Genomic DNA, 19842 nt, shown 5'->3' on the forward strand with positions numbered 1-19842 from the left:
GGGGGGTTTCACCAGCCCCACCCCCCCCCCCCCCCCGGGGCGCCCGCCCCCCCCCCCCCCCCCCCCCGGCCGGGGGGGGGGGGCCCCCCCCCCCCGCGAAGAGGCCAGCACAGGCCACCACATGAAGGAGACCCGATGCCTGCCCCTATCGAAGACTACGCCCTGCTCGGCAACTGCCGCAGCGCTGCCCTGGTCAGCCGTGATGGCTCGCTCGACTGGCTGTGCCTGCCACGCTTCGACGCCCCTGCGGTATTTGCCGCCCTGTTGGGCAACGAGGAAAACGGCCGTTGGCGCCTGGCCCCCAGCGACCCGGTCGAGCACAGCAGCCGCCAATACCTGGACGACACCCTGGTGCTGGAAACCACCTGGGCCACCGCCAGCGGCCGTGCCCGCGTGCTCGACTTCATGCCCCTGGGCGAGGTCAATTCGGTGGTGCGTATCGTCGAAGGCCTCTCTGGCGAAATCAACTTCGAAATGGACCTGGTCATGCGCTTCGACTACGGCCGCAGCGTGCCCTGGGTCGAGCGCCTGGAACCACTGACGCTCAGTGCCGTGGCCGGCCCTCATCGTCTGCTTCTGAACAGTACCGTGACCCCGCATGCACGCGACCATCACACCGTCGCGCGCTTTCGCGTCGCTGCGGGCCAGCGCCAGGTGTTCAGCCTGCGCCACCAGCCCTCGCACCTGCCGGTACAGCCTGACATCAATGTGGACGATGCCCTGCAAAGCACGGTCGACCAGTGGCAGGCATTCGCCGCGCGATGCCCGCAGGTCGGCCCCTACACGGCGCTGGTGCGCCGCTCGCTGCTCACGCTCAAGGCCATGACCTATGCCCCCACCGGCGGCATTGTCGCGGCCGTTACCACCTCGTTGCCCGAGCGTGTCGGTGGCGAGCGCAACTGGGACTACCGCTTCTGCTGGCTGCGCGACGCCACCATGACCCTGCTGGCGTTCATGAACCTCGGCTACTTCGACGAAGCCCAGGCCTGGCGCGAGTGGCTGCTGCGCTCGGTGGCCGGCAACCCGGAGCAGATGCAGATCATGTACGGCCTGGCCGGCGAGCGCGACCTGCAGGAATACACCTTGCCATGGCTGGCCGGTTACGAGCATTCGCAGCCGGTGCGGGTGGGCAATGCCGCGTCGGCGCAGACGCAGCTGGACATCTACGGCGAACTGGCCGATGCCATGAGCCAGGCGATCAAGGGCGGCTTGCCGCGCCACCCACGCAGCGCCGCCATCGCCCGGCTGATCCTGCCTTATGTCGAGCGCATCTGGCGCGAGCCGGACGAAGGCATCTGGGAGGTGCGCGGCGGTCGCCGGCAGTTCGTGCATTCCAAAGTCATGGCCTGGGTGGCTTTCGACCGTGCCGCGGGGTTGGCCGACACCACCGAGCAAGGCCGTGAACAGGCGCAGCGCTACCGCCAGGTGGCTGACGAAATCCGCCGCGAAGTGTGTGCACAAGGCCTGGACAGCAGTGGCCAGTTCTTCGTCCAGGCCTATGGCTCGACCGAGATGGACGCCAGCCTGTTGCACATCGCCCTGACCGGCTTTCTGCCGGCACAGGACCCACGCTTCCTGCGCACGCTGGAGCAGATCGAAAGACGCCTGCTGAAGAACGGCCTGCTGCTGCGCTACGACAGCGACCGTTGCAGCGACGGCCTGACCCCGGGCGAGGGCACTTTCCTGGTGTGTTCATTCTGGCTGGCCGACGTGTATGTCCTGCTAGGCCGCCAGGCCGAGGCGCAGGCTTTGTACCAACGCCTGACCTGCCTGTGCAACGACCTCGGCCTGCTGGCCGAACAATACGACCCGGCCGGCCAGCGCATGCTCGGCAACTACCCTCAGGCGTTCAGCCATATCGGCATCATCAATACGGCCCTGAACCTGCACCGTGCACAGTGCCCGGTACGTGACCGGGCGAGTTGCGGATAGGGCGCTGCTGCTCGCAATCATATGTGACGCATCGCGTCACATATGATACTTTGCTTCGTGTGATGCATGAGGTCACACTTGGCTCGTCTCCCAATGGACGCGGCGAGCTACCGATGATCATCAGTTTTCGACACAAGGGACTGTGCATTTTTCATGAAACCGGCAACACCCGAGGCATTCAGGCCTCTCACGCAAAGCGCTTGAAGCGCCAACTTCAGTTTCTTGAGCGTGCCATGGCGGCCCAGGATCTGATCGTCCCCGGCTGGCAGTTACATCCGCTGAAGGGGGCGTTATCGGACTTCTGGTCAGTCAGTGTGTCTGGCAACTGGAGGTTGATCTTTCGCTTCGTGGGTTCGGATGTCGAACTGGTCGATTCCCTTGATTACCACTGAGAAGGAGGGCTGATAATGCCTTTGCACAATCCGCCACATCCCGGCGAAACCTTACGCGAAGATGTTCTGCCAGCGCTTGGCCTTACGGTGAAAGCCTTCGCTGCGCACCTGGGGTTTTCCCGCGAAGCGCTTTCGCGGGTATTGCATGGCCGTGCAGCAATTTCTCCGGACTTGGCCGTGCGTCTCGAGATGGCGGGCATCAGTACCGCTCGGCTTTGGCTGGCCATCCAGGCCGATTACGATATCTGGCAGGCACGCCACCGCCAGCAGCCTGTCATCGCCCGGCTGTTTCAAGCCGCCTGATATCAAAGTCTGAAAAGACCGGAGTAGACTAGGCCAAACACCATTGGGCACGGAGCACACATGGGTATTTGCGGTACAGATCGGCAGATTGCCGACATCGCGTTCAATGTCAGCGACATCGCAGACCTGAACGGTTTCGAACGCGCAGTGTGGACGGCCCAAGGCTGATGGCCAACCACAAGATCGAAATCCGCCGGCGCAATATCGACAAGATTCTGCAGGCGGCGGAAAAGGTGTTCGCCGAGAAAGGCTACGGCGCCACCTCCATGGGCGATATCGCCGAGCAGGCCGAGTTGCCGCGTTCCAACCTGCATTATTACTTCAGCACCAAGGACGAGCTGTTCCGCGCGGTGCTGCAGGACCTGCTGGATGTATGGAAGCAGGATGCGCTGTGCTTCGAGAACTTCGACGACCCGCGCGTGGTGCTGACCAGTTACATTCGGGCGAAAATGGGCCATTCGCGCTCGCGGCCGCTGGGTTCGAAGATTTGGGCCGAAGAAATGCTGCACGGCGCGCCGGTGCTAGGGGGGAACCTGGATGAAAGCCTGGTGCCCTGGGCCAAGTTGAAGGAAGCCAAGATCCGCCGCTGGGTGGAGGAGGGGCGCATTCTGCCGGTGGAGCCGTCGGCGCTGCTGTACATGATCTGGGCTTCGACCCAGCACTATGCCGACTTTGGCTACCAGGTGGCCCTGCTCAATGGTGGCGAGACGCTGTCGGACATGGCATTCGAAAGCGCGGTGCAGACGGTGACCAGCGTGATTCTGCGGGGGATCGGGCTGGAGCCTTGAGGGTGACGATAGCCTGGGAGATTGGTCCGCTGTGCGGCCCTTCGCGGGCTCGCCCGCTCCCACAGTCGGTATGTAACCTGTGGGAGCGGACGAGCCCGCGAAGGGCTGCATGGCAGCCCCAGTCGCCTCAACTGGCTTCGCGGTAAGGATTGCGCGGGTCCTGCGTCCAGTTCAGATACGGCTTGCCGGTATCCTGCGCGACCATCTCGATGCAGTGCTCCACCGGGCAGGTAATCTGGCACAGGTTGCAGCCCACGCATTCCGCTTCGATCACGCTATAGGCATGCGTACCATCGGCCTTCAGGGTACTGGCAATCGCCTGGTGCGAGGTATCTTCACAGGCAATGTGGCAGCGCCCGCAGCCAATGCACGCCGCCTGGTCGATGTGCGCCACCGACTTGTAGTTCATGTCCAGGTACTTCCAGTCGGTGGTATGCCCCACCGCCTGGCCGCGGAATGCCTCGATGCTGCGGTGCCCATGCTGGTCCATCCACCTCGCCAGGCCGTCCTGCATGTCCTCGACGATACGAAAACCATGCAGCATCGCAGCAGTGCACACCTGCACGGCGCCACTGCCCAAGGCCATGAACTCGGCCGCGTCACGCCAGCTGCCGATGCCGCCAATGCCGCAGATCGGCAGGCCTTGGGTGGCCGGGTCGCGGGCGATTTCCGCGACCATGTTCAGGGCAATCGGCTTCACCGCCGAACCGCAGTAACCGCCGTGGGTGCTCTGGTCGCCGACGATGGGGTGGGCCACCATGCGCTCCAGGTCGACGCTGGTGATCGAGTTGATGGTGTTGATCAGCGACACCGCATCGGCCCCGCCACGGTGCGCGGCGCGGGCCGACTGGCGGATGTCGGTGATGTTCGGCGTGAGCTTGACGATCACCGGTAGCGCGCAGTAGGTCTTGCACCAGCGGGTGACCATTTCCACATACTCCGGCACCTGGCCGACCGCCGCGCCCATGCCGCGCTCCGGCATGCCGTGCGGGCAGCCGAAGTTCAGTTCGATGCCATCGGCCCCGGTCGCTTCCACCAGCGGCAGGATGAACTTCCACGACTGCTCTTCGCACGGCACCATCAACGACACGATCAGCGCGCGGTCGGGCCAGTCCTTCTTCACCTGGGTGATTTCGCGCAGGTTGATCTCCAGTGACCGGTCGGTGATCAGCTCGATGTTGTTGATGCCCTGCACCTGGCGGTTGGCGCCGTAGTGCGCCGAATAGCGCGACGACACGTTGACCGCCGCCGGGTCTTCGCCCAGGGTCTTCCACACCACGCCGCCCCAGCCGGCCTCGAACGCGCGGACCACGTTGTAGGCCTTGTCGGTTGGTGGCGCGGAGGCCAGCCAGAAGGGGTTGGGTGCCTTGATGCCGGCGAACACGATAGACAGGTCGGCCATTTATGCAGCCTCCACGTTGAGCATGAGTTGGGCATGGATGGCTTCGGCGGCCAGCTTGCCGTGTTGCACGGCCTGGACGGTGAGGTCCTGGCCCAGTGCGGTACAGTCGCCGCCGGCATACACGCCCGCCAGGCTGGTCTGCAGGTTTTCGTCGACACGGATGCGCTCGCCGTCGCGGGCCAGCTGTGCCGCCAGCGGGTCGCCGAGGCTGGCTTCGTCGAAGCGCTGGCCAATGGCCTTGAAGATGGCGTCGGCGGCCAGCTCGAAGGTTTCGCCGGTGTCGTGCAGGCGGCCGTCGGCCAGCGCGGTGCGGGCAAAGCGCATGCCGCGTACGTTGCCGCTGTCGTCCAGCAGCACGGCGTCGGGCCGGGCCCAGGTGTGCAGGCGCACCTGGTTGGCCTTGGCGATGTCCTGCTCATGCCCGGTGGCGCCCATGTCGGCGTGGCCGCGGCGGTACACCAGGTTGACGTCGCGGGCACCCAGGCGGCTCATCTGCACGGCCATGTCGATGGCGGTGTTGCCGGCGCCGATCACCAGGCAGCGGTCGGCCAACGGCAACTGGCCGAGGTCTTCGGCCTGGCGCAGTTCGCGGATGTACTCGGTGGCGGCGAGCACGCCAGGCGCCGGTTCATCAGGCAAGCCCAGCTCGCGCACGGCGTTCAGGCCGAGGCCAAGGAATACGGCGTCATACTGCTCGCGCAGTTCGCCAAGGCTGAGGTTGCTGCCCAGGCGTTGGCCGTGGCGGATCTCGATGCCACCGATGCCGAGCAGAAACTGCACTTCACGCTGGGCGTAGTCGTCCACCAGCTTGTAGCGGGCGATGCCGTACTCGTTGAGGCCCCCGGCCTTGTCGCAGGCCTCGAACACCACCACCTCATGGCCGTGCATGGCCAGGCGATGGGCGCAGGACAGCCCGGCAGGGCCGGCACCGACCACGGCGATGCGCTTGCCGGTGGCCGGCGCGCGCTGGAACGGGTGTTCGCTGAACTGAGCGTTGTCCAGGGCGTAGCGCTGCAGCTGGCCGATCAGCACCGGCGCGCACTCCTGCGCGTTGTTGCGTACGCAGGCCTGCTGGCAGAGGATTTCGGTAGGGCAGACGCGTGCGCAGCTGCCGCCGAGGATGTTGGCCGAGAGGATGCGTTCGGCGGCGCCTTGCAGGTTTTCGTCGCTGATGCGATGGATGAACGAGGGGATGTCGATTTCGCTGGGGCAGGCGTTGACGCAGGGGGCGTCGTAGCAATACAGGCAGCGCGCGCTTTCCACGGCGGCCTGGCGGGCGGTGAGGGGCGGGGCCAGGTCGCTAAAGCGCTCGGCCAGCTGGTCGGCAGCGGCCCGGGGGCGCGGCAGATGGTTCAGGGCGTCGATCACGGTTGTAGCCTCTCTTTCTTGTATTTGGCTTGGAATGGGGGCGCTTTGCGCCCCAATCGCCGGCAAGCCAGCTCCCACAGGTACAGTGTTGTTCTTGAGAGCAGTGCCATCCCTGTGAGAGCTGGTTCTATCAGGAGAGCCATGCCCTCGAGAGCAGTGCCATCCCTGTGAGAGCTGGTTCTATCAGGAGAGCCATGCCCTCGAGAGCAGTGCCATCCCTACAAGAGCTGGTTCTATCAGGAGAGCCATGCCCTTGAGAGCAGTGCCATCCCTGCAAGAGCTGGTTCTATCAGGAGAGCCATGCCCTTGAGAGCAGCACCATCCCTGTGAGAGCTGGTTCTATCAGGAGAGCCATGCCCTCGAGAGCATCACCATTCCTGTGGGAGCTGGCTTGCCGGCGATGGGCTGCGCAGCAGCCCCAATGGCCTTAACGCTGCACGGGCGTCGGCCGCTGCACTTCGGCCCGGCGCCCCAGCACCTCATACACCGACGGATACGCCGGCCGTTCCACATAGCGCCCCGCACCCGCTTCCGCGCGCAGGTCACCATCGGCCCAGCACACCTTGCCCTGGCTGATGGTGTGGCTGGGAATGCCGCGCACGGTACGGCCTTCGAAGATGTTGAAGTCCACCTGCTGGTGGTGAGTCCTGGCCGAGATGGTGCGCGTGCCGTGCGGGTCCCACAGCACCAGGTCGGCGTCGGCACCCACCCGAATGGCGCCCTTGCGCGGGAACAGGTTGAAGATCTTCGCGGTGTTGGTAGACGTCAGCGCAACGAACTCGTGCATCGACAGGCGCCCGCTGTTCACCCCGGCATCCCACAGCACCGCCATGCGGTCCTCGATGCCGGCAGTGCCGTTGGGGATACGGCTGAAGTCGTCGCGGCCCATGGCCTTCTGCTCGGCGCAGAAGCAGCAATGGTCGGTGGCGGTGGTATGCAGGTTGCCCGACTGCAGCCCGCGCCACAGCGCTTGCTGATGTTCACGCGGGCGGAACGGCGGGCTCATCACGTAGCCCGCGGCGGTGGCCCAGTCCGGGTCGCGGTAGACACTGTCGTCCAGCAGCAGGTGGCCAGGCAGGACCTCGCCATACACCGGCTGCCCCTTGCCGCGGGCATAGGCGATTTCATCCAGTGCCTCGCGGCTGGAAACGTGCACCAGGTACAGCGGGGTGCCGAGGGTTTCGGCAATGCGAATGGCGCGGCTGGCCGCCTCGCCCTCGACCTGGGAGGGACGCGACAACGGGTGGGCTTCCGGCCCGGTCAGGCCCTGGGCCAGCAGCTTTTTCTGCAGGTGGTACACCAGTTCCCCGTTCTCGGCGTGCACGGTGGGCACCGCACCCAGTTGCAGGCAGCGTTCGAAGCTGGCCACCAGGGTGTCGTCGGCGGCCATGATCGCGTTCTTGTAGGCCATGAAGTGCTTGAAGCTGTTCACGCCATGCCTGGCGACCAATTCGCCCATCTCTTCGGCCACCTGGTCGCTCCACCAGGTGATGGCAACGTGAAAGCCGTAATCGCTGGCGCTTTTCTGCGCCCAGCCGCGCCAGGTGTGGAAGGCCTCCAGCAACGACTGCTGCGGGTTGGGGATGACGAAGTCGATGATCGAGGTGGTGCCACCGGCCAGCCCCGCAGCGGTACCGCTGAAAAAGTCCTCGCTGGCCACGGTGCCCATGAACGGCAGTTGCATATGGGTGTGCGGATCGATGCCGCCAGGCATCAGGTACTGGCCGCCGCCGTCGAGGATTTCGCAGCCGCTTGGCGGTTCGAGGTTTTGCCCGATGGCGTGGATCAGGCCATCGGCACACAGGACATCGGCGGGGTAATGCTCTTCGTGGGTGACCACGGTGGCGCCACGGATCAACAGGGACATGCCGTTTTCCTCGCAGGCTGACCGGTCTGGGCCGGTTCTTGGAATTGTCTGGGTGCAGGGCGACAGCGGGTTAATCCTGTCAGGCCTGACAAGATTCGAGGCTAGATGCAGTTCATGGATTCATCAAGGAAATTTCAGATAAATTTTGTGGTTTTTAACTTATTGATATTTAACGATTATTTTCTTGTGTTGTGCTGAGTGCGCGGCTTTCAGGATTTTTGACTGACTTGACAAGATGGGAATCTGGTCGAGATTTCTAAGCACCATTTACGCGTGTGTACTCCGGCCATCGCCTCAGCCCGATGAGCAAACAACTACAACAAAGTCTGGAGAAAGGCCCATGCAGCAGAGCAGATCGGAAGTGGTCGAGCAGGATGGCCTGTTCGAGCTGGCCGAGGGCAGCGATGTCCTCGACAGCCCGCGCTACAACCACGACATCGCCCCGACCAAAGTGCACCAGCGCACCTGGAACAAATGGCACATCACCGCCCTGTGGGTAGGCATGTCCATCTGCGTGCCCACCTACACCCTCGGCGGCGTGCTCACCGCCTATTTCGGCCTCAGCGTAGGCGAAGCGCTGCTGGCGATACTGCTGGCCAACCTGATCGTGCTCATTCCGCTCACCCTCAATGCCTTCCTCGGCACCAAGTACGGCATCCCGTTTCCGGTGCTGCTGCGGTCGTCGTTCGGCATCCTCGGCTCCAACGTGCCGTGCCTGATCCGCGCGGTGGTCGCTTGCGGCTGGTTCGGCATCCAGACAATGTTCGGCGGGCTGGCCATTCACCTGTTTCTCGGCTCGGTGTTCGATGGCTGGAAGGCCCTGGGCGGCACCGGCGAGGTGATCGGCTTCATGCTCTTCTGGTGCCTGAATTTGTGGGTGGTGCTGCGCGGCGCCGAATCGATCAAGTGGCTCGAAACGCTGTCGGCCCCGCTGCTGGTGGCGGTGGGCGTCGGCTTGTTGTTCTGGGCCTTGCCGCACATGTCGATGACCGAGCTGTTGGCGCAGCCGCCCAAGCGCCCGCAGGGCGCCAGCGTGGTCAGCTACTTCTGCGCGGGGCTCACCGCCATGGTCGGCTTCTGGGCGACGCTGTCGCTGAACATTCCGGACTTCAGCCGCTACGCCCGCAGCCAGAAGGACCAGATCCTCGGGCAGATTTTCGGCCTGCCGCTGACCATGTTCCTGTTTGCCGCGCTGGGTGTGGTGCTGACTGCGGCTTCGGCATCGCTGGTGGGCGAGACCGTGTCAGACCCGGTCAGCCTGATCGGCAAGATCCACAGCCCGTTCTGGGTAGCCTTGGCCATGGCGCTGATCGTGATCGCCACGCTGTCGACCAACACCGCGGCGAATATCGTGTCGCCGACCAACGACTTCCAGAACATCGCCCCACGCCTGATCGGGCGCAGCCGCGCGGTGTGGCTGACCGGCTTCATCGGCCTGGCGCTGATGGGCCATGAGCTGCTGAAGAAGCTGGGCTGGATCGTTTCCGACCTGAGCCTGGAAAGCGTGTACTCCAACTGGTTGCTGGGCTATTCCAGCCTGCTGGGGCCGATCGCCGGGATCATGGTGGTGGACTACTTCCTGATCCGCCGGCAGCAGCTGGACCTGGCCGGGCTGTACCGCGACGACGTGTACCCGGCGTGGAACTGGGCTGGCTTTGCGGCTTTTGCCCTGCCGGTGGGGCTGACGCTGCTGGCGATCGGCAACAGCAGTTTCAGCTGGTTCTACGACTACGGCTGGTTCACCGGTTCGCTGCTGGGCGGTGCGCTGTATTACCTGTTCGCCGGCGTGGTTGCGCGCAGCCCGGCGCGGGTGGCCAAGCCCTTGCCATGAGACCACGTGGGCTTCTTCGCGGGTAAACCCGCTCCCACAGAGGTACCGCAGCTTTCGAATACTGTGTGGGACCTGTGGGAGCGGGTTTACCCGCGAAGAGGCCGGCACAGACAACAAAAAGCCTGAAGGAAAACCCCATGACCCCAGTGCAAGATATCCTCGATACCACCGCCCAGCACATCGACAGCAGCCGCCTGTGGCAATCCCTGATGGACCTCGCCCGGCTCGGTGCCACGGCCAAGGGCGGCGTGTGCCGCCTGGCCCTGACCGACCTCGACCGCCAGGCCCGCGACCTGTTCGTCCAGTGGTGCGAGGCCGCCGGTTGCACGGTCAGCATCGACGCGGTCGGCAACATCTTCGCCCGCCGCCCGGGGCGCAACCCCAAGCTGCCGCCAGTGATGACCGGCAGCCATATCGACACCCAGCCCACCGGCGGCAAGTTCGACGGCTGCTTCGGGGTGATGGCCGGGCTGGAGGTGATCCGCACCCTCAACGACCTGGGCGTGGAAACCGAGGCGCCGCTGGAAGTGGTGGTGTGGACCAACGAAGAAGGGTCGCGCTTTGCGCCGTGCATGATGGGGTCGGGGGTATTCGCCGGCAAGTTCACCCTGGAGCAAACCCTGGCCAAGCGCGACGCCCAGGGCATCAGCGTTGGCGAGGCGTTGGATGCCATCGGCTACGCCGGCCCGCGCGCGGTGCTCGGGCACCCGGTGGGGGCCTATTTCGAAGCGCACATCGAGCAGGGGCCGATTCTCGAAGACCAGGCCAAAACCATCGGCGTGGTGCTCGGGGCGCTCGGCCAGAAATGGTTCGACCTGACCTTGCGCGGCGTCGAAGCCCATGCCGGCCCGACGCCCATGCACCTGCGCAAGGACGCCCTGGTCGGCGCGGCGGCGGTAGTGGAGGCGGTCAACCGCACCGCGCTTGGCCACCAGCCCCATGCCTGTGGCACGGTGGGGTGCCTGCAGGCCTACCCCGGCTCGCGCAACGTGATCCCCGGTGAAGTGCGCATGACCCTCGACTTCCGCCACCTGCAAGGTGCGCAACTGGATGCGATGATCGCCGAAGTGCGCGCAGTGATCGAGGCAACCTGCGCCAAGCATGGCCTGAGCCATGAACTGGTGGCCACGGCAGACTTCCCGGCGCTGAATTTCGACAAAGGCTGTGTCGATGCCGTGCGCGAATCGGCCAAGGCGCTGGGCCTGCCGCACATGGACATTGTCAGCGGGGCAGGGCATGACGCGATCTTCCTCGCCGAACTGGGGCCGGCGGGGATGATTTTCGTGCCGTGCGAGAACGGCATCAGTCATAACGAAATCGAGAACGCCACCGCCGAAGACCTGGCGGCAGGCTGCGCGGTGTTGCTGCGGGCGATGCTGGCGGCGTCGGTGGCGATTGCCAGCGGGCGGTTGGCGGCCTAGCGCCGCCGGCCATGCTGAACTATCCGGCCGGTTCGAGACAGCCGTCGCGACCGATGTGATAGCGCTGCAGGTCCTGCGCCAGGGTCAGCTGCCCGCGGTAATGGGCAATAGCTTCGGCGTGCACATCGGCGATGCTCGGGCTGCGCCGTGGGTCGCTCTGGTAGCGAGCGCTGAAGTGCGTCAGCACCAGGTTGCGTACCCCCGCCGCTTCGGCAAAGCGCGCCACCGCAGCCGCGGTGCTGTGGCCGAAGGTGACCCCCGTGCGCTCGACCACCGCCTGGGTGAACGTGGCTTCGTGCACCAGCACATCCGCGTCTCTGGCGGCATCGGCCAGTAACGCGGGGTTGTCGTTGTCGCCGCACACGATCACCCGCCGTGGCGGGCGCGAAGGGCGCAAGTAATCAATACCGTGCAGCAACTGCCCGCCATGCTGCACCGCCAGGCCCTTGGCCAGGTCGCCCCACAGCGGGCCGCGGGGGATGCCATCGGCTTCCAGGCGCGCGATGTCCAGGCGCGGTTCGGGGTTGAGTTCGCTGAATACGAAGCCCACGCTCGGCACCCGGTGCGACAGCTGCACGCTGGTAACCTGCACGGCATCACTGCGCCACTCCACCAGACCTTCCACGGCCAGCAGACGCAGTTCGAATGGCAGAAAGGTATCGCTGGCCAGCAGCCCCTGGCGTACCCAGTCGTGCAAGGCTGCGGGCAGGATCAGGTCCAGCGGCTGGGTGCGCCCGCTCATGCCGGCGCTGGCCAGCAGGCCCGGCAGGCCGAAGCAATGGTCGCCGTGCACGTGGGTGATGAAGATGGCACGCAGGTCGCGGATCGACAGCGGCGTGTGCAGCAACCGGTGCTGGGTGCCTTCGCCACAATCGACCAGGTACCAGTGGCTGCCACTGGCTTCAATCACAGCGGTGGCGCTGACGTTGCGTGCCTTGGTCGGCACCCCGGCGGAGGTGCCGAGGAATAGCAGGTCCATGCGCAGGTTCCTTGTTCAGCGCGCGCTATTCGGCCTGGCGCCAGATGAGCTTGCTGGTGTCATAGCCTTGCTCCCGGGCGATCGTCAGCAGTTGCTCGCGCTGCTGGTCGGTGACCGCAGGCGTGCGCGAAAGCAGCCACAGGTACTCGCGGTTGGGGTGGCCGACCAGGGCCACGCGGTAGTCCTGGTCGTGGTACAGCACCCAGTATTCGCCCTTGGTCAGGCCGGGCGCGAGGCGGCTGAACCAGTTGTCGAAGCGCACCCAGAGCTTGTCGGTACTGCCTGGTTGCTGGGCTTCGGCAATGCCCTTGGCTTCGTTCCACTGGCCGTCCTTTTCCTGGCAGCGGTTGGTCACATCGATACGGCCATCGGTGCGCAGGCCATAGTGCGCTTCGGACTGCACGCAGTTGCGCTGGAAGAACATCGGCAGCCGTGCCAGTTCGTACCAGGTGCCCTGGTAACGTTGCAGGTCTACCTGCTGGGTGCGCGGCGGCGCCGGGTGGTCGTTGCCGGCGCAGCCGAGCAGGGCGAGGGTCATGCAGGAAAGCAGCAGCGTGGTGCGTAGCGCCATGACGAAGCTCCTTGAAGCGGATGGGGGCTTACCTGTGTTTCGATGCGGGCACGGCGCAAAAGTTGTATGGGATCGTGCCCTTCTTTATCTGTACCGGCCTGTCACCGACGGGGCCGGTACGGGCCATATCACAGCCAGTAAGTCACCGCCCACCACCCCAGCCCGCCCATCACCACGGTGTAGGGCAAGGCCATCCACACCATCCGCCCGTACGACAGCCGGATCAGTGGCGCAATCGCCGAGGTCAGCAGGAACAGGAACGCCGCCTGCCCGTTCGGCGTCGCCACGCTGGGCAGGTTGGTGCCGGTGTTGATCGCCACCGCCAGGGTCTCGAAATGCTCCCGGCTCATGCCGCCATCGAGGAACGCCTGCTTCACCTCGGTGATGTAGATCGTGGCGACGAACACGTTGTCGCTGATCGCCGACAGCAAGCCGTTGGCCAGGTACAGCATGCCCGGCTGCTGCTCGGCCGGCAGCGCCAGCACCCAGGCAATCAGCGGGCTGAACAGTTGCTGCTGATGAATCACCGCGACCACGGCGAAGAACACCACCAGCAATGCGGTGAACGGCATGGCGTCCTGGAAAGCCCGGCCCAGGCGGTGCTCGTCAGTGATGCCGGTAAAGGCCGTGATCAGCACGATCACCATCAGCCCGATCAGGCCGACCTCGGCCACGTGCAGCCCCAGGCAGACGATCAGGATCAGTGCGGCAAACCCTTGCACCCACAGCGCGACACGTTGCGCCGGGGTCCGTGCCGCATCGTCCTCGGCGGCGTAGGTGGCCAGCACCTGGCGCACCGGTTCGGGCATCAACGTGCCGTAGCCGAACAGGCGCAGCTTCTCCAGCAGCACGCAAGTCAGCAGGCCGGCGCCCAGCACCGGTAGCGACACCGGCGCCACCTTGAGGAAGAAGTCGGCGAAGTGCCAACCCATTTCATGGCCGATCAGCAGGTTCTGCGGCTCGCCGACCAGGGTGCACACGCCGCCCAGGGCGGTGCCCACCGCGCCGTGCATCAGCAGGCTGCGCAGGAACGCGCGGAACTGGTCGAGGTCGGCACGGTGCAACTGGGCGACCTGCTGGTCGCTGTCCAGGGCGCTGTCCTCGCGCGGGTTGGCGCCGGACGCCACGCGGTGGTAAACCGCGTAGAAGCCCACCGCCGCGCTGATGATCACGGCGGTCACGGTCAGTGCATCGAGAAACGCCGAGAGGAAGGCCGACAGCACGCAGAACAGCAAGGCCAGGATCGCCTTCGAACGCACCCCGAGCAGGATGCGCGAGAACAGGAACAGCAGCAGCTCTTTCATGAAGTGAATGCCCGCGACCATGAACATCAGCAGCAGGATCACCGGGAAATTGTGCTGCAGCTCTTCGTACAGGGCTTGCGGCGTGGTCATTTGCAGCAGCAGGGCTTCGACCAGCAGCAGGCCGCCGGGCATCAACGGGTAGCATTTGAGCGCCATGCCCAGGGTGAAGATGAACTCCAGCACCAGCGCCCAGCCGGCCGCCACCGGGCCAACGGTCCAAAGCAGCAAGGGGTTGAGCAGCAGGAACAGGCAAATGACCACCTTGTACCAAAGCGGCGACTGGCCGAGAAAACCGTGGGCGAGAGCGCCGGGCAGGGAGCGCGACATGAATATGTATCCTTATGATTCGGCGATGGCGCACGGTGCCGGATCAGCGCGGCTTAGGCAAGGCGTACAGTCCCGTTTTTGGCACAAGCACGGTCATCGGGCTGGGGTACCATCCCCGGCATGAACCCCTTACCAGCAGGAGTGCCGCCCGTGACCGAGTACAGCGCATTCAAGGTCGAACTGACCGATAGCATCGCCCACGCTCAGATCAACCGCCCGGAGAAGGTCAACGCCATGAACGCGGCCTTCTGGGAAGAGATCGTCGATATCTTCCGTTGGGTCGACGACACCGACGCCGTGCGCGTGGTGGTGATCAGCGGCGCCGGCAAGCATTTTTCTGCCGGTATCGACCTGATGATGCTGGCCTCGCTGGCTGGGCAGATGGGCAAGGATGTGGGCCGCAATGCGCGCTTGCTGCGCAATACCATCCTGCGTCTGCAAGGCTCGTTCAATGCCGTGGACAAATGCCGCAAACCGGTACTGGCCGCAGTGCAGGGCTATTGCATCGGCGGCGCCATCGACCTGGTCTCGGCGTGCGACATGCGCTATTGCAGCCGGGATGCGCAGTTCTCGATCAAGGAAATCGACATGGGCATGGCTGCCGATGTCGGCACACTGCAACGTTTGCCTCGTATCATCGGTGACGGCATGATGCGTGAACTGGCCTACACCGGGCGCAATGTCGAGGCCGAAGAGGCGCTGCGCATTGGCCTGGTCAACCGGGTCTATGATGATCAGGCCGCGCTGCTGGACGGAGTCTTTGCCATCGCCCGCGAGATTGCCGCAAAATCGCCGATCGCCGTGGCCGGCACCAAGGAAATGCTCAGCTACATGCGTGACCATCGCATCGACGATGGCCTGGAGTACATCGCCACCTGGAACGCCGCGATGCTGCAGTCCGAAGACTTGCGCGTGGCAGTGGCGGCGCACATGAGCAAACAGAAACCGACGTTCGCCGACTGAGCAGGCCGGGGGACGCGCAGCAAAGGAACCCTGACATGTCAGCACGCTGGACTACCGCAGTACTCGACCCGCAGATCACCGGGGGGCTGGCCGTGGCCCGCAGCCCGGAAGGCTTCCTGCTGGACGACCACGGTGCGCTGTTCCCGCGCGACTGGCTCAAGCGCCAGGACCTCGACGTGCTGTGTGAGCACGGTATCGGCCATCTCGACGGCCAGCCGGTGTTTCTGCTGGAACTGCGCAGCGCCAGCGAGGTGCCCGGCTGCAGCTGGCGCGGCTTGCGCGCGTTCATGCTCGAAGGCGACTTCGACACCTACAAGGTGCTGGGCTATGCCGCGCAGATCGGCACCTGGGCCCGCGAGCACCGTTTCTGCGGCAGTTGTGGCCAGCCGATGACGCAAATCCGCTGGGAGCGGGCGATGTACTGCCAGCCCTGCGACCTGCGCAGCTACCCGCGCATTTCCCCGAGCATGATCGTGCTGGTAACCCGTGGCGACGAAATCCTGCTGGCGCGTTCGCCGCGTTTCGTCAGCGGGGTGTACAGCACCCTGGCAGGCTTTGCCGAGCCGGGCGAGTCGGCCGAGGATTGCCTGGTGCGCGAAGTGCGCGAGGAAGTGGCGGTGGAGGTGCACAACATCCAGTACGTCGGCAGCCAGTGCTGGCCGTTCCCGCATTCGATGATGCTCGGCTTCCACGCCGAGTACGCTGGCGGTGAGATCGTGATGCAACCGGACGAGATCGAGGACGCCAAGTGGTTCAGCGTCCATGACCTGCCGCCGCTGCCGGCCGGGCGCTCGATCGCCCGCTACCTGATCGACCTGTATGTGGCCAGGCGTCTAGGCCTGCCCGAACCAGTGCTGCCACGCTAGGCGTACGGTCAAGGCCAGCACCACGGTGATGAACACCGGGCGGATGAACTTGCTGCCGCCGCTGATCGCCGTGCGTGCGCCGAAGAACGCGCCGACCATCACCGACAGGCCCATGCACAGGCCGACGATGTAATCCACCTGCCCGGAAATGATGAACACCGTCAGCGCCGCGATGTTGCTGACGAAGTTCATGCTGCGCGCCACGCCGCTGGCGCGGACCAGGTCGATGGGGTACAGCAGCAGGGTGCTGACTGTCCAGAACGCCCCGGTGCCGGGGCCAGCCACGCCGTCGTAGAAGCCCAGGGTGAAGCCTTGGGGAAATTGCCACTTCTTCTTGATCGGCGCGTCGGCGTCCAGCGGTGCCTTGGGTGTGCCGCCGAACAGCAGGTAGATACCGCAGGCGAAGACGATCACCGGCAGCATCTTGTTCAGCCACTCGGCCGGCATGTAGTGGGCGATCACGGCACCGAGCAGGGCACCGACCAGGGTGGCGAACAATGCCGGGCGCCATTGCGCGGGGTGGAACAGCTTGCGCTTGTAATAGGTGAAACCGGCCGTGGCCGAGCCAAAGGTGGAGCTGAGCTTGTTGGTGCCCAGGACCAGGTGCGGTGGCATGCCGGCAGTGAGCAGCGCCGGGGTGGTGAGCAGGCCGCCGCCGCCGGCGATGGCATCGATGAAACCGGCGACGAAGGCGACCAAGGCCAGGATCAGCAGGGTGAGCGGTTCTACGGTGAGTTCGAAGGGCATGGGTTTTGGCAGGCAGGGAGGCAAAGGGGGCGGCAAAGGGCCGCGCTAGATGGGGGACATGGTAATCCTGGGGGAGGTGTGTTGCCAGTGCCGGCCTCTTCGCGGGCATGCCCGCTCCCACAGGTATTGCACAGGCCCTGAGGCAATTGCGATACCTGTGGGAGCGGGTTTACCCGCGAAAGGGCCGATACTGGCAATCACATCAGCTACGGATAAACGCCAACAAATCCGCATTGATCACATCGGCATGCGTGGTCGGCATGCCATGCGGGTAGCCTTGGTAGGTCTTCAGCGTGCCATTGGGCAGCAACTTCGCCGACAGCAACCCGGCGTTTTCATACGGCACGATCTGGTCGTCATCGCCATGCATCACCAGCACCGGCTGGCTGATGCCTTTCAGGTCTTCGGTGAAGTCGGTCTGGGAAAACGCCACGATGCCATCGTAATGAGCCTTGGCGCTGCCGATCATGCCCTGGCGCCACCAGTTGCCGATGATGCCCTCGCTGGCTTCGACACCGGGCCGGTTGTAGCCATAGAACGGCCCGGCTGGCACATCGCGGTAGAACTGCGCACGGTTGCTGGCGACCTGGGCCTGGAAACCGTCGAACACCGACTTGGGCAGCCCGCCGGGGTTGCCGGGGGTTTGCACCATCAGCGGCGGCACGGCGGCGATCAATACCGCCTTGGCCACCTTGTCCCCAGGATGGCGGGCCATGTAGCGCACCACTTCGCCACCGCCGGTCGAATGGCCGACATGCACCGCGCCCTGGATGCCCAGGTGGGCGACCACGGCGGCGACATCGTCGGCGTAGTGATCCATGTCGTGGCCATCCCATACCTGGCTGGAACGGCCATGGCCGCGCCGGTCGTGGGCGACCACCCGGTAACCGTGGGCGAGGAAGAACAACAGCTGGGCATCCCAGTCGTCGGCACTCAGCGGCCAGCCATGGTGGAAGTGGATGACCGGCGCATCGCGCGGGCCCCAGTCCTTGTAGAAGATCTGTACGCCGTCCTTCGTGGTTACATAGCTCATGGGTCGTGTCTCCTGTGTGCAGGAAGCGAAGGGAGCTATGAGAATAGGAGGGATTTTCGCGGATATCGGAAGTTGTGCCCATCAGACCCGGTCGCGCATCCGGTACCAGGCTTTGGCAGCCGCCTCCAGCGGTGCCGCCAGCAGGTCGCCGCCGGGGAAGCGGCGGTTGTCGATGCCTTGGTACAGCGCCAGCAGGTCGTCATTGCCCAGAATGGCATCGCTGACCGCCCGCGCGGCCGCCAGGGTCGGCAGCACGCCGTGGCCAGAGAAGCCTTGCAGCCAATAGCGCTGGCCCGCGCGGCCGACATCCGGGGTGCGCTGCATGCTGCAGTCGATATGCCCGCCCCAGGCATGATCGATGGCCACCCCGGCCAGCTGCGGGAACACCCGCTCCAGATAAGGGCGGGTGGCGCTGGCGACATCCTTGGGAATGCCACCCAGGTAGGTGCAGCCGCCGCCGAACAGCAGGCGATGGTCCGGGGTGAGGCGGAAGTAGTCAGGTACGAACTGGTTGTCGATCACGCAGCTGTTACGCGGCAGTAGCGAGCGGGCGAGGTCGGCGTCAAGCGGCGCGGTGGCGACCTGATAGGAACCGACCGGCAGCAGGCGGCGTGCCAGGTTGCGGTCGAGGCGGTCGATATAGGCGTTGCAGGCCAGCACCAGCACCTGGCAGCGCACTTCGCCACGCTCGGTACGGGCGACATGGCCGTCGCCCGCTTGCTGGTAACTCACTACCTGGCTCTGTTCGTAGATGTGTCCGCCGGCCGCCTCGATGGCGCTGGCCAGGCCCTGGGCCAGTTTCAGCGGGTTGAGATGAGCGCCTTTGGCGTCGTAAAGCGCGGCCTGGTAGCGCGGGCTGTCGATCCATTGCGGCAGCTCGTCGCGGCCGATCAGGCGCAGGGCGTCGTAGCCCCATGTGTGTTCGGCGTCGTGCAGGGCTTGTTCGAGCAGCTTTACCCGGCGCGGCAGCACGGCGGCCCACAGGCTGCCCGGCCGGTAGTCGATGTCGAAGCCATGGCGCCCTGGCAGTTCGCGCAGTTCGTCGGCGGCCCAGCACATGCTGGCCCACAGGCGCCGGGTACGTTCGACACCCAGGGCCTTTTCCAGTGCCGGCATGTCGCATGACCAACCCAGCAGCGCCTGGCCGCCGTTACGCCCGGACGCAGCCCAGGCTACCCGGCTGGCTTCCAGCAGCGTTACACACTTGCCGGCCTGGGTCAGGCGCAGAGCGGTGTGCAGGCCGCTGAAACCGGCGCCGATGATCAGGACGTCGGTTTCGTGGGGGCCCTGCAAGGTAGGGCACAGGGAAATGCGGGTGGGGTAGGTCTGGGCGTAGTAGCTGGCGACATGCTGGGCGGATTGTTTGAACATGCAAGGGCCTCATGAAAATTATTGTGATTATTTTCATGAAAACTTAGCAGTAAAATTTCATGGTGCCAATGCGTCGGGTGGGTTTGTGGTTTATCCGGAGCTGTTGGGTTGCCGGTTCTGGCGCCTTCGCGGGTGAACCCGCTCCCACAGGGTCATCACAGCTCCCGAGGTTGGCGCTGTCCTGGGAGCAACTGTCTTGCTCAATCTTTAAATATTGGCGCGGTTCCTGTGGGAGCGGGCAAGCCCGCGAACACCGGCGCAGCCGGTGCCATGCACCGCGCTGGATTCTTCGCGGGCTTGCCCGCTTGTATGGTTAGACTTGAAGGGGTGGTGGGACTAAATGCCCGATTCTGACTGTTCGCAGCAGTACAGACTGT

Annotated in this window: 17 protein-coding genes; 8 read left to right on the plus strand and 9 right to left on the minus strand. The window is 64.9% G+C overall.

What is annotated here, in order from left to right:
• Positions 1–135: 135 nt before the first annotated feature.
• The 4 genes from C6A77_RS22615 to C6A77_RS22630 all read left to right on the plus strand — a co-directional run bounded on the left by C6A77_RS22615 (position 136) and on the right by C6A77_RS22630 (position 3415).
• Positions 136–1932, plus strand: a complete 1797-nt coding sequence (locus tag C6A77_RS22615) for a glycoside hydrolase family 15 protein (protein ID WP_114171514.1) — start codon at positions 136–138, stop codon at positions 1930–1932.
• 113 nt (positions 1933–2045) lie between these two features.
• Complete coding sequence (locus tag C6A77_RS22620) at positions 2046–2324, plus strand: type II toxin-antitoxin system RelE/ParE family toxin (protein ID WP_114171516.1); 279 nt, start codon at positions 2046–2048, stop codon at positions 2322–2324.
• A gap of 15 nt (positions 2325–2339) precedes the next feature.
• The gene (locus C6A77_RS22625) at positions 2340–2627 is read left to right on the plus strand and encodes a HigA family addiction module antitoxin (RefSeq protein ID WP_114171518.1); all 288 of its coding nucleotides are present in this window, start codon (positions 2340–2342) and stop codon (positions 2625–2627) included.
• Between the two features lie 167 nt (positions 2628–2794).
• Entirely contained in the window at positions 2795–3415 is a 621-nt protein-coding gene (locus tag C6A77_RS22630; RefSeq protein ID WP_114171520.1) for a TetR/AcrR family transcriptional regulator, read from the plus strand.
• Positions 3416–3542: 127 nt separating this feature from the next.
• Here the strand turns inward: C6A77_RS22630 and preA are convergent, their stop codons facing one another.
• The 3 genes from preA to hydA all read right to left on the minus strand — a co-directional run bounded on the left by preA (position 3543) and on the right by hydA (position 8052).
• The gene (gene preA / locus C6A77_RS22635; RefSeq protein ID WP_114171522.1) at positions 3543–4817 is read right to left on the minus strand and encodes an NAD-dependent dihydropyrimidine dehydrogenase subunit PreA; all 1275 of its coding nucleotides are present in this window, start codon (positions 4815–4817) and stop codon (positions 3543–3545) included.
• Entirely contained in the window at positions 4818–6185 is a 1368-nt protein-coding gene (locus C6A77_RS22640; protein WP_114171523.1) for an NAD(P)-dependent oxidoreductase, read from the minus strand.
• A 427-nt stretch (positions 6186–6612) separates the two neighbouring features.
• Positions 6613–8052 carry a dihydropyrimidinase gene (gene hydA, locus C6A77_RS22645; RefSeq protein ID WP_114171525.1) on the minus strand — a complete coding sequence of 480 codons (1440 nt, stop codon included), beginning with the start codon at positions 8050–8052 and terminating at the stop codon, positions 6613–6615.
• 340 nt (positions 8053–8392) lie between these two features.
• On the opposite strand from hydA, the gene C6A77_RS22650 reads away from it, so the two are divergent.
• Together C6A77_RS22650 and C6A77_RS22660 are read left to right on the plus strand one after the other, a co-directional pair.
• Positions 8393–9883: an NCS1 family nucleobase:cation symporter-1 gene (locus C6A77_RS22650; protein ID WP_114171527.1), complete on the plus strand. Its 1491-nt coding sequence runs from the start codon at positions 8393–8395 to the stop codon at positions 9881–9883.
• Positions 9884–10020: 137 nt separating this feature from the next.
• On the plus strand, positions 10021–11304 hold the full coding sequence (locus tag C6A77_RS22660; RefSeq protein ID WP_114171529.1) for a Zn-dependent hydrolase: 1284 nt from the start codon (positions 10021–10023) through the stop codon (positions 11302–11304).
• Between the two features lie 19 nt (positions 11305–11323).
• On the opposite strand, the gene C6A77_RS22665 is transcribed toward C6A77_RS22660, so the two are convergent.
• From C6A77_RS22665 to nhaB, 3 genes are all read right to left on the minus strand, one after another.
• The gene (locus C6A77_RS22665) at positions 11324–12283 is read right to left on the minus strand and encodes an MBL fold metallo-hydrolase (RefSeq protein ID WP_114171531.1); all 960 of its coding nucleotides are present in this window, start codon (positions 12281–12283) and stop codon (positions 11324–11326) included.
• 25 nt (positions 12284–12308) lie between these two features.
• Positions 12309–12854 carry a lipocalin family protein gene (locus tag C6A77_RS22670; protein ID WP_114171533.1) on the minus strand — a complete coding sequence of 182 codons (546 nt, stop codon included), beginning with the start codon at positions 12852–12854 and terminating at the stop codon, positions 12309–12311.
• 128 nt (positions 12855–12982) lie between these two features.
• Entirely contained in the window at positions 12983–14485 is a 1503-nt protein-coding gene (gene nhaB / locus C6A77_RS22675; protein WP_114171535.1) for a sodium/proton antiporter NhaB, read from the minus strand.
• Between the two features lie 150 nt (positions 14486–14635).
• Here nhaB and C6A77_RS22680 point away from each other — a divergent pair, with 150 nt between their 5' ends.
• On the plus strand, positions 14636–15448 hold the full coding sequence (locus C6A77_RS22680) for a crotonase/enoyl-CoA hydratase family protein (protein WP_114171536.1): 813 nt from the start codon (positions 14636–14638) through the stop codon (positions 15446–15448).
• Positions 15449–15483: 35 nt separating this feature from the next.
• Positions 15484–16314 (plus strand): NAD(+) diphosphatase, encoded by an 831-nt coding sequence (nudC, locus tag C6A77_RS22685; RefSeq protein WP_114171538.1) that lies wholly within the window; start codon positions 15484–15486, stop codon positions 16312–16314.
• Here the strand turns inward: nudC and C6A77_RS22690 are convergent.
• The 3 genes from C6A77_RS22690 to C6A77_RS22700 all read right to left on the minus strand — a co-directional run bounded on the left by C6A77_RS22690 (position 16282) and on the right by C6A77_RS22700 (position 19465).
• The gene (locus tag C6A77_RS22690) at positions 16282–17061 is read right to left on the minus strand and encodes a TSUP family transporter (RefSeq protein ID WP_114171540.1); all 780 of its coding nucleotides are present in this window, start codon (positions 17059–17061) and stop codon (positions 16282–16284) included. The two genes, nudC and C6A77_RS22690, sit on opposite strands and share 33 nt — an antisense overlap.
• Before the next feature lie 202 nt (positions 17062–17263).
• Positions 17264–18094 (minus strand): alpha/beta hydrolase, encoded by an 831-nt coding sequence (locus C6A77_RS22695; RefSeq protein ID WP_114171541.1) that lies wholly within the window; start codon positions 18092–18094, stop codon positions 17264–17266.
• Positions 18095–18175: 81 nt separating this feature from the next.
• Entirely contained in the window at positions 18176–19465 is a 1290-nt protein-coding gene (locus C6A77_RS22700; protein WP_114171542.1) for an FAD-binding oxidoreductase, read from the minus strand.
• Positions 19466–19842: the final 377 nt, after the last annotated feature.

Source organism: Pseudomonas sp. AFG_SD02_1510_Pfu_092 (assembly GCF_003331055.1).
Classification (GTDB): domain Bacteria; phylum Pseudomonadota; class Gammaproteobacteria; order Pseudomonadales; family Pseudomonadaceae; genus Aquipseudomonas.

Bases quoted from the DNA above. Each gene is read 5' to 3' on its own strand.
- C6A77_RS22615 (WP_114171514.1), top strand. From the start codon at position 136: ATGCCTGCCCCTATCGAAGACTACGCCCTGCTCGGCAACTGCCGCAGC.
- C6A77_RS22620 (WP_114171516.1), top strand. From the start codon at position 2,046: ATGATCATCAGTTTTCGACACAAGGGACTGTGCATTTTTCATGAAACC.
- C6A77_RS22625 (WP_114171518.1), top strand. From the start codon at position 2,340: ATGCCTTTGCACAATCCGCCACATCCCGGCGAAACCTTACGCGAAGAT.
- C6A77_RS22630 (WP_114171520.1), top strand. From the start codon at position 2,795: ATGGCCAACCACAAGATCGAAATCCGCCGGCGCAATATCGACAAGATT.
- preA (WP_114171522.1), bottom strand. From the start codon at position 4,817: ATGGCCGACCTGTCTATCGTGTTCGCCGGCATCAAGGCACCCAACCCC.
- hydA (WP_114171525.1), bottom strand. From the start codon at position 8,052: ATGTCCCTGTTGATCCGTGGCGCCACCGTGGTCACCCACGAAGAGCAT.
- C6A77_RS22650 (WP_114171527.1), top strand. From the start codon at position 8,393: ATGCAGCAGAGCAGATCGGAAGTGGTCGAGCAGGATGGCCTGTTCGAG.
- C6A77_RS22660 (WP_114171529.1), top strand. From the start codon at position 10,021: ATGACCCCAGTGCAAGATATCCTCGATACCACCGCCCAGCACATCGAC.
- C6A77_RS22665 (WP_114171531.1), bottom strand. From the start codon at position 12,283: ATGGACCTGCTATTCCTCGGCACCTCCGCCGGGGTGCCGACCAAGGCA.
- C6A77_RS22670 (WP_114171533.1), bottom strand. From the start codon at position 12,854: ATGGCGCTACGCACCACGCTGCTGCTTTCCTGCATGACCCTCGCCCTG.
- nhaB (WP_114171535.1), bottom strand. From the start codon at position 14,485: ATGTCGCGCTCCCTGCCCGGCGCTCTCGCCCACGGTTTTCTCGGCCAG.
- nudC (WP_114171538.1), top strand. From the start codon at position 15,484: ATGTCAGCACGCTGGACTACCGCAGTACTCGACCCGCAGATCACCGGG.
- C6A77_RS22690 (WP_114171540.1), bottom strand. From the start codon at position 17,061: ATGCCCTTCGAACTCACCGTAGAACCGCTCACCCTGCTGATCCTGGCC.
- C6A77_RS22695 (WP_114171541.1), bottom strand. From the start codon at position 18,094: ATGAGCTATGTAACCACGAAGGACGGCGTACAGATCTTCTACAAGGAC.
- C6A77_RS22700 (WP_114171542.1), bottom strand. From the start codon at position 19,465: ATGTTCAAACAATCCGCCCAGCATGTCGCCAGCTACTACGCCCAGACC.